The following is a 13,334-nucleotide window of genomic DNA, read 5'->3' as shown; positions in this document are numbered from 1 at the left end:
TGAAATATCGATGAGAAGGCTGGCGGGTAGAGAGGGATTCGAACCCCCGGAACGCTTTCACGTTCGCCGGTTTTCAAGACCGGAGCAATCAACCGCTCTGCCATCTACCCGTGGGATGTGCGTTTATCGACAGAGTCGCATCCTGTCCAGAGCCGAGCGTGCCGCCAGGCTATTGCCTCAGGGCAGCAACACCACCGATCCCGTCGTCTCGCGCCCCTCCAGCGCCCGATGCGCGTCGGCGGCCTGCTCCAGCGGAAAGGTCTGGCCGATCTCGACCTTGATGGCCCCGCTCTGCACCGCCCCGAATAGCAGCGCCGCGCCTTTCAGCATGTCCTCACGCTGGGCCAGATAATGCACGCCGGTCGGCCGCGTCACATAGAGCGAGCCCTTGCGCGACAGCAGGGTGATGTCGGGAATCGACACCACGCCCGAGGCATTGCCGAAACTCACCATCAGCCCGCGCGGCCGCAGGCAATCGAGCGATTTCTCGAACGTCGCCTTGCCGACGCCGTCATAGACCACGTCGACGCCCTTGCCCCCGGTGATGTCGCGCACGCGGGCGGCAAAATCCTCGGTGGTGTAGTTGATGAGATAGTCGCAGCCATACGCTTCGGCCAGCGCCAGTTTCTCAGCGCTGCCGGCCGTGGCGATCACCGTGGCGCCGAGCGACTTCGCCCATTGCGTGGCGATGAGCCCGGTGCCGCCGGCGGCGGCGTGCCAGAGAATGGTTTCGCCCTTGGCCACCGGCCAGGTCTTGAACAGCAGGTAATAGGCCGTCAGCCCCTTGAGCAGAATCGCCGCTGCGGTGCGGTCGTCGATGCCATCGGGAATCGGCACCACCCGCTCTGCCGGTGCCAGCCGCTCGGCAGCGTAAGCGCCGATCAGGCCCTGATAGGCGACCCGGTCGCCGACCTTGAGCCCGGTCACATCCGGCCCCAGCGCCGTGACGACGCCCGCGCCCTCATTGCCGGCAACGAAGGGCGTTTGCACCGGATAGAGCCCGGAGCGCTGATAGGTGTCGATAAAATTCAGCCCGATGGCCGTCTGTCGCAGCGCCACCTGCCCCGGCCCAGGGCTGGCCAGCGGCCAGTCCTCGACGCTCAGAACTTCGGCTCCACCGGTCTGATGGACCACGACTGCCCGGGTCATTTGGGAGCCTTGGGCTTGCGCGGCGCCGATTTTGGCCGCGCCTGAGCGCGAGCCGTCGGCGTCGACTTGGCACTCGGCTTTTGGGTTGCGGCAACGCCCGCTCCGCCGGTCACCGAACCGGTCACGGCGGTGAACGGAGCGACGGCAGCGTGCCCACCGCCCACCTTGGCCTTCTTGCGGCCCGAAGCAATGATGTTGATGGCCTCAACTAGCACGGAGAAGGCCATGGCGGCGTAGATATAGCCCTTGGGAATGTGGAAGCCCAGACCATCGGCCACCAGCGACACGCCGATCAGCAGCAGGAAGGCCAGCGCCAGCATCTTGGTGGTGGGGTGGTCGGCGACGAATTTGGCCACCGGGCCGGAGGCGACGAACATCACGCCGACGGCGACGATCACCGCCGCAATCATCACTTCCACATCGTCGGCCATGCCGACGGCGGTGACGATGGAGTCGATGGAAAACACCATGTCGATGACGATAATCTGGCCGATAATGGCGGCGAAGACGGCGCTCGCCTTCTGGCCCACACCCGACTCATGCGGCTCCTCGATGGCCGCGTGCATTTCATGCGTGGCCTTGTAGATGAGGAAGGCGCCACCAGCGATCAGGATCAAATCCTTCCACGACAGGTCGAGGCCAAAGGCCGAAATGGCCGGCTGGGTCAGGCTGATGATCCAACTGATGACCAGCAGCAGCAGGATGCGGAAAATCAGCGCCAGCGCTAGGCCGATCTTGCGGGCGCGGTCGGCCTGCTCCTTGGGCAGGCGCGAAACCAGCACCGAAATGAAGACGATATTGTCGATACCCAGGACGATTTCCATCACCGTAAGGGTGCCGAAGGCGATCCAGGCATTGGGATCGGCCAGTAGCTCAAGCATTGTCGGCTCCATTTCGAGTCTCGGTTCGCTTATCTAAGCAGAGCTTGGCGCGCCGGAAAGGCCCGGCAGCAGAGAATTTCTTGCGGCCTGCCTTTGGCGGCACAAAGTCGCTGCCGCAATGCTGGCTTCGGGACCTCGGCGGGTGATAGCCTTGCCGGCAAAGAGCGCGAGTATTCTCATGGAATCGTTCACCCCACTGACCGCCGCCCTTGGCGGCGCCCTGATAGGCTTGGCCACTGCTGTCCTATGGTTGGGCAATGGTCGCATTGCCGGTATCTCCGGAATATTCGGCCAGTTGCTGCCGCCGGCGCAGACCGTGGTCTGGCGCGTGGTGTTCCTGGTGGCGCTCGTGGTCGCTGCCTTTGGCGCGGCAAAACTGTTCCCCGAACTCGGCGTCGGCGGCATTGAGCCCGCTCGGCTGGTCGACGCCCCCGCCGGTTGGGGTGTGCCGACGCCGGTCTGGCTGGCCATCGCGGGCCTGCTGACGGGCCTGGGCACCAAGATCGGCAATGGCTGCACTTCTGGCCATGGCATCTGCGGGCTGGCCCGCCTGTCGCGGCGCTCGCTGGTGGCAGTGCTGGTGTTTTTCGGGGTGGCGATCGTCACCGTCGCCGCGACCGGGGTGGTGTGATGGCTAGTCTCAAGCTCCCTTATCTTGCCACCGCCGCATTGAGCGGCGCGCTGTTTGGCTCCGGGCTCTACGTGTCGCAGATGGTCGACCCGTTCAAAGTGCTGCACTTCCTTGATTTCGGCGCCATCCCTTCGGGCGGCTGGGACCCCAGCCTCGCCTTTGTCATGGGCTCGGCGCTCATCGTCATGTTCATCGCGGTGCGCCTCGGCAAGCGCCGGGACGCGCCGCTGTTCGACACCGCCTTCCACGAACCGGAATACAAGAAGATCGACCGCCGGCTGGTTGGCGGCGCGGCGCTGTTCGGCATCGGCTGGGGCATGGCCGGCATCTGCCCCGGCCCAGCCATCTCGCTGATTGCCTTTATCCCTGATGGCTTGTGGATTTTCCTCGTCGCCATGCTGGTCGGCTCACTCGCCGGCAGCGTGCTGATCCCCAGCGGCCATGCCCGACGCCTGGCGGACGCCCAATGAGCGCCCATGACGCCGATGCCATCGTGGTGGGTGGCGGACTGGCCGGTGTCGCCGCCGCCATTGCCGTCGCCGCCGCGGGGCTGAAAACCATTCATCTAGCGCCTGTTGGCCCGCCAGACCGCCGCACCTCGGCGCTGATGATGCCCAGCGTCGATTATTTGCGCGGGGCCGGCCTCGTCGACGATCCGGCAGAGCTGGGCCATGCGCTAACCCAGATCCGCATCATCGACGCCACCGGGCGGTTGATCCGCGCCCCCGAAACCCTGTTCGACGCCAAAGAGGCCGGCATGACAGCTTTTGGCTGGAATTTTGCCAATGCCCGCCTGCTGGAGCGCTTTCACCGCGTCGCCACTGGCCTCGCCAACCTCGAAACCCGCAATGTCGGCGTTACCGATCTCACCGACTCCACCGTCACCCTCACCGATGGCAGCCGCCTCACGGCACCGCTGATCGTCGGAGCCGATGGCAAGAAATCGCTGGTGCGTGGCGCCGCTGGCCTGCGCTCGCGCGAACATGAATTTGCCCAGGCGGCTTTGGTCTGCGACCTCGATCTCGGCCGCCCCATCGGCGGTGCCTCCATCGAGTTCCACTACAAACAAGGCCCGTTCACCCTGGTGCCGGCTGGCGACAACCGCGCCAATCTGGTGTGGATCGATGATCGCGCCGTGCTGGAGGCCGCCCAGGCCGGAGGCAATGACGCGCTGATCGCCCAGTTCCGCGAAAAATCGCAGCGCCTGTTCGGTTCTATCACCCTGGCCAGCCCGGCCTTCGTGTTCCCGCTCAGCACGCTCAGCGTCGACAGCGCCGGCGCAAATGGCGTGGTGTTGGTTGGCGAAGCGGCGCATGCCTTCCCGCCCATCGGCGCGCAGGGGCTCAATCTGGGCCTGCGTGACGTTGCCGACCTCGCCGCCTCCCTCGCGGCCATCGACCGCAGCACGCAAGACTGGGCGATACGCGTCAGCACCGATTACGCCAGCCGCCGCGCCAGCGATCTAGCCCGCACCGGGGGCATGGTGGACACGCTGTTCCGCTCGCTGCTGGCCGACATGATCCCCGCCCAAGCCTTGCGGGCCGGCGGCCTCTGGGCGCTCAAGCTGGCCCCCGCCCTGCGCAAGCAGGCTTTTGCCGTCGGCATGGGCAACCGCTAGCCACACCACCTACCACATAAAAAAGGGCGCCGTCACCGGCGCCCTTTCAATTCCAGTCCGCTCGCTTTACTGCGCGGCGGGAGCAGCTTCGGCCGGCGCTGCAGCGCTGCCGTCAAGCTGCTTGCGCAGTTCTTCAGCGCGATCCTGCAGCACCTGTTCCAGCGCGTTCTCACCCGAAGTTTCCTGACGGAATTCTTCGAAGGTCAGTGCGGCATCGCCATCATAGGCGGCGGTGAAGCCGGCCAGGGTGATTTCGATGGTCAGGTCCTGATTCTGGCGGTTCTTGGCGGTCAGTTTGAGCGTGCCGCCCTTCTTGAGCGAGTTCACATACTGCTCGTTGATCACCAACTGGGTCGCGCAGGAGGTGGGGTCGCAGAGCATGTAAGGCACGCGGATCGGCTTGGCGCTATCGATCTGCCAGGTCAGGCCGAACGGCAGCAGCACGCCGAGCGGCACGGCGGCTACGGCGAGCAGGCGGCTTTCCTGACCCGGATCGTCGCGCAGCAGGAACGAGCCGAGGAACTGGCCATTGGCCAGCACCACCTGGCGCATAATGCAGGCTTTCTGGCCATCAGCCAGCGGATCGCAGACTTTGAGCCAGTTCTGAGTGGCACCGGCAGCGGCGGGAGCCGCAGCAGCGGCATCGACAGCGGCAGGCGCCTCGACGGCCGGCGCTTCAACAGCGGGCGCGGCGTCCTGTGCAAAGGCCGGCAGGGAGGACAGCATGAGCGCGGCCACCGTAAAACCGGCGACTAGAGGTTTCCTGATGTTCATAGAATTTCCTTGGCTTCTTTGGCGGTCCCGGTGACCTTTGCCACCTTGAGAATTGAACTGCCCTTCAAGTGCTGAATTCGGGCAATAACATGACGGCTATCCCTTGCCAAAGGATTATGGCGATTGAGGGTTGATGCTATTTGGTCAGGCAACATTTTCTGCCAGTTTAGCCAGCCGTGACAAGATGGTCGCTGCGCCTTTCAGGCGATCATTCGGTGTCGGCCAGTTACGGGCGAACACGAGTTTCTGATCGGGCTTGATGCGCACCTGGTTGGCCGGATCGCTGACCAGCTTCACCAGCGCCACCGGGTTGGGATATTCGTTGTTACGCAGGGAGATAACCGCGCCCTTGGGGCCGGCATCGACCTTTTCCACATTGGCCTGGCGGCACAGCGCCTTGACCAGAATGACCTTGAGCAGCGCCTCCACCTCTTCGGGCAGCGGCCCGAAACGGTCGATCAATTCTGCGCCAGCAGCATCAATATCGCGAATATCGGTCAAATCGCCCAAGCGGCGATAGAGCTGCATGCGCAATTGCAGATCTGGAATATAATGCTCGGGGATCATCACCGGCATGCCCAGCGAAATCTGCGGGCTCCACTCGTTGCGATCCTCGTAATCGGCTTCGCCGTTCCTGAGATTGGCGACCGCCTCCTCCAGCATGGCCTGATACAGCTCGAAGCCGACTTCGCGGATATGGCCCGATTGTTCGTCGCCCAGCAGATTGCCGGCGCCACGGATATCGAGGTCGTGGCTGGCGAGCTGGAAGCCGGCGCCGAGGCTTTCCAGCGATTGCAGCACGCCCAGCCGCCGTTCGGCAGTGTCGGTGAGCTTGCGGTCGGCCGGCACCGTGAACAACGCATAGGCGCGCGCCTTGGCCCGGCCGATGCGGCCGCGGATCTGATACAGCTGCGCCAGCCCGAAATGATCGGCGCGATGCACCACCAGCGTGTTGGCGTTCGGAATATCGAGCCCCGATTCGACGATGGTGGTGGCCACCAGCACGTCGAATTTATTGTCGTAAAAGGCGTTCATGATATCGTCGAGCTGGCCCGGCGGCATCTGGCCATTGGCCACGACATAGCTGACCTCTGGCACCTGCGCCTTGAGGAACTCGGCGATTTCGTGCTGATCCGTGATGCGCGGCACCACGTAGAAGCTCTGGCCGCCGCGATATTTCTCGCGCAACAACGCTTCCCGCACCGATAGCGCGTCGAAGGGGGCGATAAAGGTGCGGATGGCCAGCCGGTCCACTGGTGGCGTTGCCAGCAGGCTCAGATCACGCACCCCGGTCAGCGCCAGTTGCAGCGTGCGCGGAATCGGCGTTGCCGTCAGCGTCAGCACGTGGACGTTGTCCTTGAGCTCCTTGAGGCGCTCCTTGTGACCCACGCCGAAATGCTGCTCTTCGTCGATGATCAGCAGGCCCAGGTCGCGGAACTTGATGGTCTTGCTCAGCAGCGCGTGGGTGCCGATGACGATATCGACCTGGCCATCGGCCAGCCCTTCCTTGGTGGCCTTGAGTTCAGCGGCGCTGACCATGCGCGAGGCATGGCGCACCCGCACCGGCAGTCCCTGGAAGCGCTCGGAGAAGGTCTTGAAGTGCTGGCGGGCCAGCAGCGTCGTCGGCACCACCACCGCGACCTGCTTGCCGCTCAGCGCCACGGCAAAGGCGGCGCGCAGCGCCACTTCGGTCTTGCCAAAGCCCACGTCGCCACACACCAGCCGGTCCATGACCCGGCCGGAGGTCACGTCATCGAACACCGCCTCGATGGCGGCCATCTGATCCTCGGTTTCCTCATAGGGGAAACGCGCGGCAAATTCGTCATAGGCGCCGGGGTTGATCTCGACCACGTCGGCCTTGGTCAGCAGGCGCGCGGCGGCGATCTTGATCAGCTGCTCCGCCATGTCGCGGATGCGCTTCTTGAGCTTGCTCTTCTTGGCCTGCCAGGCGACGCCGCCGAGCCGGTCCAGCGTGACATTGCCGTCATCGGAGCCATAGCGGGTCAGCAGCTCGATATTTTCGACCGGCAGATAGAGCTTGGTGTCGCCGCCATATTCCAGCTCGACGCATTCATGCGGCGCGCCGCCGGCATGGATCACCTTGAGCCCGAGGAAGCGTCCGATACCATGATCGACATGCACCACCAGATCGCCGGCCGCGAGGCTCGCCGCCTCGGTCAGCGCATCGGATGCCTTTTTCTTGCGCTGCGGGCGCAGAATGCGTTCGCCCAGAATATCCTGCTCGGAGAGGACCAGCAGGTCCTTGGTCTCGAAGCCGGTTTCCAGCGGCAGCACCACGAGCGAGGTCGTCGCCGCGCTGGTGGTTTCAGCATCACGCCAGTTTTCCGCCATACGCGGATTGGTCAGCCCGTGGTCCTTGAGCACCTGCACCATGCGGTCGCGGGTGCCGGTGCTCCAGCACGCCACCACGGCGCGGCGGCCCTTGCGGCGCTCGTCCAGCAGCCGGTCGACCACCGACTGGAACAGATTGGTATCGGTTGCCTGCCGTTCGGCGGCAAAGCTGGGGGCAATATGCCCGCCTTCATCGTCGACGGCCCGCGTGCCCGGCGCCACGAACTGGCTGAGCTGGATCACTGAGGCCCCAGCCAGCGCATAAGGATGCTGGTCGACGGCATAGAGCAGTTCGGGCCGGATCGGCTTATAGGGCGCCCCTGCCCCGGCTACGACCGGCAGCAGTCGCGCTGCCTCGCGCGCGTCGTAATAGTCGCGGATCTGCTCGACGCGATCGGCATAGGCTTCCGCCGCCTGCTCATCGAAGACGAAGGGCGCGTCGCCGACATAATCGGCCAACGTATCGAGATGGTCGTAGAAGAACGGCAGCCAATGCTCGGTGCCGGAATAACGCGAGCCGCCGCTGACCGAGGCATAGAGCGTGTCATCAACGGTATTGCCGCCAAACGTGGCGGTGTAGTTCTGCCGGAAGCGCTTGATGGTGGCGTCGGTCAGCACCAATTCGCTCATCGGCGTCAGGTCCACGCGCTTCAGCGTGCCGGTGGTGCGCTGGCTGTCGGGATCAAAGGTCCGGATGGATTCGAGCTGGCTACCGAAAAAATCGAAGCGCAACGGGGCTTCAGCGCTGGCCGGGAACAAATCCACCAGCCCGCCGCGCACCGCATATTCGCCGCTCTCGCGCACCGTCGGCACGCGCAGATAGCCATTATTGGCGGCCCAGCCGATCAGCTTGTCGCTCTCGACAATCCGCCCGGCAATTGCCGAAAACGACATGGTTTCCACCACATCGCGCGGCGGCAGCTTCTGGATCAGGCCATTGACCGCCGTCAGCACCACGGCGCCCTTGGCCCCGCTGGTCAGCGCTGCGAGCGTGTTCATCCGCGCCGCAATGGTCACATTATTGGGCGACACCCGATCATAGGGCAGGCAGTCCCAGGCTGGCAGCGTCAGAATCGTGTGGCCCGGCAGCATGGCGGTCAGAATATCGGCCATGCGCTGCAGCCGCCGCCCGTCGCGCGCCACGAACACGATGCTCGCCGCATCGTCCGGCGCCGCCTCAATGCGCTGCTGCACCAGGCGCGCCAATACCATCGGCTGCATGCCGTCGGGAACATTGGCGAGGGTGCGGCTGGGACGCGGCGCGATCAGATCGTTCATCGACCCAGCCGTGCCTGATGGTCGGCGATCACTTCGGCGAGAAATTCCGCATCCACATGCTCGGGTGGCACCGCCTGCCCCATCACCCAGGTCAGAAGTGGCGGATCTTCCTCGCTCATCAGCGCTTCGAGCTGATCGAGCCCGGCATGATCCAGCCGCTCAACATGGGCGTCCGCATAGGGGCCGAGCACCAGGTCCATTTCCTTGGTGCCACGATGCCACGCCCGATAGCGCAGCTTCTTGCGGCGCACAGCAATATCTTCACCGGCAGTCATTTGACGCGCCATGATCCCGAAGTGGTTGATAGAGCGTTCTGTGTAACGCCATTCGCGGTGTGTGTCAGCCCTCGCCCGCGCCTCGTGATGGCGTGACCTAGAATAGCAGGCCGAACACCAGCCAGATGAGCCCGGCGACCAGCGCCCAACTGAGCAATGCCAACACGATGATAAGGGGCAATCGCCGTCGCTGCAGCCAGCCCAATTTGTCCTCCGGATAGCCCATGGCGGCCAGCCAGTCGATAATCCGCTCCATCTTGGCCTCCATACAGCTCCACCAACTCCAGGATTCGTGCTAACGCCCCTTTGCCGGTTTGGTTACAATTCGAGCTTCCATAGCTTGTTCGCCCCCAGCCCTCGCGCGCTGGCACTCCGCAATATCAGGTGAAGGAGCCGATTCGCTGTCTCGCCCCGAAACTCTTTCGCCGCTGTTTCGCTCGCTGCGCTCCATCAAGGGCGTCGGCGACAAGCTGGCTGCGCTGCTGACCCGTTATTTCGGCGCGCCCGACGGGCAGGAAGCCATCGCCCTCGATATTCTGATGCATATGCCCTCCGGCGTGGTCGATCGGCGTCGACAGGTCGGCGTCGCCGAGGCCTATCTCAACCAGATCGTGACGCTGCGCCTGCATATCGACCGCCACCAGCCGCCGCCGCGCGGCCGGGAGCACGTTCCCCATCGCGTCTTCGCCCATGACGACACCGGCGACATGCAGCTGGTATTCTTCCGCGCTCAGGGCGGCTGGGTCGAGAAGGCCCTGCCCGTTGGCGAAGAACGATTCGTGTCCGGGACTGTCGGCTTTTTCAATGGCGAGAAGCAGATCACCCATCCAGACTACATCGTCGAGCCCGATAAATTCGCCACCCTGCCGCTGGTGGAGCCGGTTTATCCGCTCACCCAGGGTCTCAGCTCCAAGGCGCTGGCCAAGCTGGTGCGGCAGGTGGTCGACGATGTGCCGGAGATTCCCGAGTGGATCGCCCCTGCGACCATGGCGGAGCGCCGCTGGCCGAGTTTTGCCGACGCGATGCGCATGGTTCACATGCCGACCAACCCCGGCGAGGCGGAGCTATGGGCGCCCGCCCGCATGCGCCTTGCCTATGACGAGTATTTTGCCGGCCAACTCACCCTGCAGGTGATCCGGTCGACCATGGTCGCCGACCGGGGCATCAGTCGCAAATTCACCGGCGTGGTAACGGCGAAGGTCAGCAGCGTGTTGCCCTTCTCGCTCACCGAAGGGCAATTGCAGGCGGTCGAGGAAATTCGCGCCGATCTGGCCTCGCCCAACCGCATGTCGCGGCTGTTGCAGGGCGATGTGGGCGCCGGCAAGACTGTCGTCGCGCTGATGGCAATGGCCGCCATGGCCGAAAGCGGCGCCCAATCCGCCATGATGGCGCCGACCGAACTGCTCGCCACCCAGCATTTCAAGACCTTGAAACCCCTATGCGATCTGGCCGGGCTCGGTTGCGAACTGCTTACCGGCAAGATGCCCGCCGCCGAGCGCCGGGCCAAGCTGGCCGGCATTGCCAGCGGCACCACCACCATCGTCGTCGGCACCCATGCCCTGTTCCAGTCCGGCGTCGAATTCCACAATCTCGGCCTTACCGTAGTAGATGAGCAGCACCGCTTCGGCGTCCATCAGCGTCTCGCTTTGTCCGACAAGGGCAAGCACACCGATTTGCTGGTGATGACCGCCACGCCGATCCCGCGTACGCTGGTGCTGACCCATTTTGGCGACATGGAGGTCAGCGTGCTGCGCGAAAAGCCGCGCGGGCGTCAACCGATTGACACCGCCGTGCTCTCTATCGGCGACTATGACCGGGTCATCGCCCGCCTGCAGGCCCGTCTGGCCGAAGGCGCGCAGGCCTTCTGGGTCTGTCCGCTGGTCGAGGAAAGCGAACATCTCGACGTTGTCGCTGCCGAGGATCGCTTTGCCGAGCTGCACAAAGTGTTTGGTGACCAGGTTGCGCTGGTGCATGGCCGCATGAGCGCCGCCGCCAAGCAGGAGGTGATGCAGCGCTTTTCCGCCAATGAACTCAAGCTCTTGGTCGCCACCACCGTCATCGAAGTCGGCGTCGACGTGCCCAACGCTTCGATCATGATCATCGAGCATGCCGAGCGCTTCGGCCTCGCCCAGCTGCATCAGTTGCGTGGCCGTGTCGGGCGCGGCACGGCCCGCTCCGCCTGCCTCTTGCTCTACAAGGATCCGCTGAGCGAAACTGCCAAGGCCCGGCTCGAAACGATAAAATCCACCGAGGACGGCTTTGAGATCGCCGAGCGCGACCTCGAACTGCGCGGTCAGGGCGACGTGCTCGGCACCCGCCAGTCCGGCATGCCCGGCTACCGCCTCGCCGTCCCCGACGTGCATCGCCATCTGCTCGATTTCGCCCATGACGAGGCAAAGGCCCTGCTGGCGTGCAACCCGGCGCTCCTCGGCGACGAAGGCGAAGCCGCCCGCACGGCATTGTATCTATTCAGAAAAGACCTGGCGATTCCGCTGATCAGGGCGGGGTAGTTCTTCACCTCTCCATTTGGGGGAGAGGTGAAGGGCGCCTATTCCACCGTCACTGACTTCGCCAGATTGCGCGGCTGGTCCACGTCGGTGCCCATGAACACTGCCGTGTGATAGGCCAGCAACTGCACCGGGATACAGGCCAGGATCGGCGCGACGAAGCTGGACACACCCGGGATGACGATAATATCCGCCACGCCATGGCCCACGGTCTCCGCGCCCTCGGCATCGGTGATCAGAATGATCTTGCCGCCGCGCGCCGCCACTTCCTGCATGTTGGAGAGGGTCTTTTCCACCAGCTCGTCCGATGGGGCGACGACGATCACCGGCATGTCCTCGTCAACCAGCGCGATGGGGCCGTGTTTGAGTTCACCTGCCGCATAACCTTCGGCGTGGATATAGCTGATTTCCTTGAGCTTTAGCGCGCCCTCCATGGCGATTGGGAACATCGGCCCGCGCCCCAGATAGAGCACGTCCTTCGCCTTGGAGAGACGCTTGGCGATCTCCACGATCTGACTCTCCGTGCCCAGCGCCGCTGACACCGCGGTCGGCAGGCCGACCAGCGCACGCACATGCTCGGCTTCCTGCTCGGCGCTCAGCACGCCCCGCGCCCGGCCGGCAGCGATTGCGAGGCTGGCCAATGCGGTCAGCTGCGCCGTCAGCGCCTTGGTGGAGGCAACGCCGATTTCCGGCCCGCACAGAATGGGGAACACCACGCTCGATTCGCGCGCAATGGTGGATTCCAGCGTGTTGACCAAGCTCGCCACATGCTGACCCTGCCCGGCGCAGTAGCGCAGAGCGGCCAGCGTGTCGGCGGTCTCGCCCGATTGCGAAATGAACAGCGACAGCCCGCCCCGCTCCAGCGGCGGCTCGCGATAGCGGAACTCGGAGGCCACGTCGATATCGACCGGCAGGCGCGCATAGCGCTCGAACCAGTATTTCGCCACGGCGCCAGCCAGATAGGCGGTGCCGCAGGCGCTGATGGTCAGCCGGCTCAATGCGGCAAAGTCGAAGGGCAGATTCTCGCGGATGGCAACTTTCTCGGTGGCCATATCCACATAGTGGCTCAGCGTTTGCGAGATGGTCTGGGGCTGCTCGTAGATTTCCTTGGCCATGAAATGGCGGTAATTGCCCTTGTCGACCAGCAGGGCCGAAGCCTGCGACACCAGTTGCTCGCGCTGCACGATGGCGTCAGACCCGTCACGGATGGTGACGCCCTGCGGGGTAATTACCGCCCAATCGCCATCTTCGAGATAAGTCAGCCGCGAGGTGAACGGGGCCAGCGCCATGGCGTCGGAGCCCAGATACATTTCGGTGGTGCCATAGCCGATGGCCAGCGGCGCGCCGTGGCGGGCGGCAATCAGCAGCCCCTCTTCGCCCTTGAACAGGAAGGCTAGGGCGAAAGCGCCGCGCAGATGCTTGAGTGTCCGCGCCACCGCCAGTTCGGGATCGGCGCCGTTGACCAGTTCGCGCGTCACCCACAGCGCCACCGATTCCGTATCGGTCTGCGTCTTGGGCAGATAGCCGTCCTTGGCCAGATCGGCCAGCATTTCGCGATAATTCTCGATGATGCCGTTATGCACCACGGCCACGCGGTCGGTGGCATGGGGATGAGCATTCTGCTCGGTCGGCGCGCCATGCGTGGCCCAGCGGGTGTGGCCGATGCCGATGCGGCCGCCCAGCGGCTCAAAATTCAGCTTCTGCGCTAGATTGCCCAGCTTGCCCTCGGCGCGGCGGCGGGCGATGGCACCGCCGTCCAGCGTCGCCACCCCGGCGCTGTCATAGCCACGATATTCGAGGCGCTTGAGCGCGTCCACTAGACGGTTGGCAACTGGTTCGCTGCCTACGATGCCGACGATGCCGCACATG

Annotated in this window: 11 protein-coding genes and 1 tRNA gene; 4 read left to right on the top strand and 8 right to left on the bottom strand. The window is 64.4% G+C overall.

The genetic code is table 11. The features are described 5' to 3' along the window. Window positions 1-20: 20 nt before the first annotated feature. The 3 genes from ACX3OW_RS19265 to ACX3OW_RS19255 form a co-directional block, all read right to left on the bottom strand. Window positions 21-110, bottom strand: a tRNA-Ser gene (locus ACX3OW_RS19265). A 67-nt stretch (window positions 111-177) separates the two neighbouring features. Beyond that, window positions 178-1,149, bottom strand: a complete 972-nt coding sequence (locus tag ACX3OW_RS19260; RefSeq protein ID WP_459097414.1) for a quinone oxidoreductase family protein — start codon at window positions 1,147-1,149, stop codon at window positions 178-180. Continuing rightward, the gene (locus tag ACX3OW_RS19255) at window positions 1,146-2,030 is read right to left on the bottom strand and encodes a TerC family protein (protein WP_459097413.1); all 885 of its coding nucleotides are present in this window, start codon (window positions 2,028-2,030) and stop codon (window positions 1,146-1,148) included. Before ACX3OW_RS19255 ends, ACX3OW_RS19260 begins: the two co-directional genes overlap by 4 nt. A 178-nt stretch (window positions 2,031-2,208) precedes the next feature. Here ACX3OW_RS19255 and ACX3OW_RS19250 point away from each other — a divergent pair, with 178 nt between their 5' ends. From ACX3OW_RS19250 to ACX3OW_RS19240, 3 genes are read left to right on the top strand one after another with little or no spacing between them, the layout of a single operon-like run. Further along, window positions 2,209-2,661, top strand: coding sequence for a YeeE/YedE family protein (locus tag ACX3OW_RS19250; protein WP_459097412.1), 453 nt, complete (start codon window positions 2,209-2,211; stop codon window positions 2,659-2,661). Continuing rightward, entirely contained in the window at window positions 2,661-3,131 is a 471-nt protein-coding gene (locus ACX3OW_RS19245) for a DUF6691 family protein (protein ID WP_459097411.1), read from the top strand. The genes ACX3OW_RS19250 and ACX3OW_RS19245 overlap by 1 nt, the downstream gene beginning before the upstream one ends. Next, window positions 3,128-4,279, top strand: coding sequence for an FAD-dependent monooxygenase (locus ACX3OW_RS19240; RefSeq protein WP_459097410.1), 1,152 nt, complete (start codon window positions 3,128-3,130; stop codon window positions 4,277-4,279). Before ACX3OW_RS19245 ends, ACX3OW_RS19240 begins: the two co-directional genes overlap by 4 nt. 66 nt (window positions 4,280-4,345) lie before the next feature. Here the strand turns inward: ACX3OW_RS19240 and ACX3OW_RS19235 are convergent, their stop codons facing one another. The 4 genes from ACX3OW_RS19235 to ACX3OW_RS19220 form a co-directional block, all read right to left on the bottom strand. Continuing rightward, the gene (locus ACX3OW_RS19235) at window positions 4,346-5,053 is read right to left on the bottom strand and encodes an invasion associated locus B family protein (protein ID WP_459097409.1); all 708 of its coding nucleotides are present in this window, start codon (window positions 5,051-5,053) and stop codon (window positions 4,346-4,348) included. A gap of 144 nt (window positions 5,054-5,197) precedes the next feature. After that, complete coding sequence (mfd, locus tag ACX3OW_RS19230; RefSeq protein ID WP_459097408.1) at window positions 5,198-8,683, bottom strand: transcription-repair coupling factor; 3,486 nt, start codon at window positions 8,681-8,683, stop codon at window positions 5,198-5,200. Further along, window positions 8,680-8,958: an FAD assembly factor SdhE gene (locus ACX3OW_RS19225; RefSeq protein ID WP_459097407.1), complete on the bottom strand. Its 279-nt coding sequence runs from the start codon at window positions 8,956-8,958 to the stop codon at window positions 8,680-8,682. The genes mfd and ACX3OW_RS19225 overlap by 4 nt, the downstream gene beginning before the upstream one ends. A 97-nt stretch (window positions 8,959-9,055) precedes the next feature. Next, a complete protein-coding gene (locus ACX3OW_RS19220; protein WP_459097406.1) occupies window positions 9,056-9,214 on the bottom strand; it encodes a hypothetical protein in 159 nt (52 codons plus the stop codon). 145 nt (window positions 9,215-9,359) lie between these two features. Here ACX3OW_RS19220 and recG point away from each other — a divergent pair, with 145 nt between their 5' ends. Then, the gene (gene recG, locus ACX3OW_RS19215) at window positions 9,360-11,468 is read left to right on the top strand and encodes an ATP-dependent DNA helicase RecG (protein ID WP_459097523.1); all 2,109 of its coding nucleotides are present in this window, start codon (window positions 9,360-9,362) and stop codon (window positions 11,466-11,468) included. A gap of 38 nt (window positions 11,469-11,506) precedes the next feature. On the opposite strand, the gene glmS is transcribed toward recG, so the two are convergent. Next, window positions 11,507-13,333 (bottom strand): glutamine--fructose-6-phosphate transaminase (isomerizing), encoded by a 1,827-nt coding sequence (glmS, locus tag ACX3OW_RS19210; protein ID WP_459097405.1) that lies wholly within the window; start codon window positions 13,331-13,333, stop codon window positions 11,507-11,509. Between the last annotated feature and the right edge of the window lies 1 nt (window position 13,334).

The organism is Devosia sp. A449, assembly GCF_054489375.1.
This window is presented reverse-complemented; position numbering and strand designations above follow the sequence as displayed.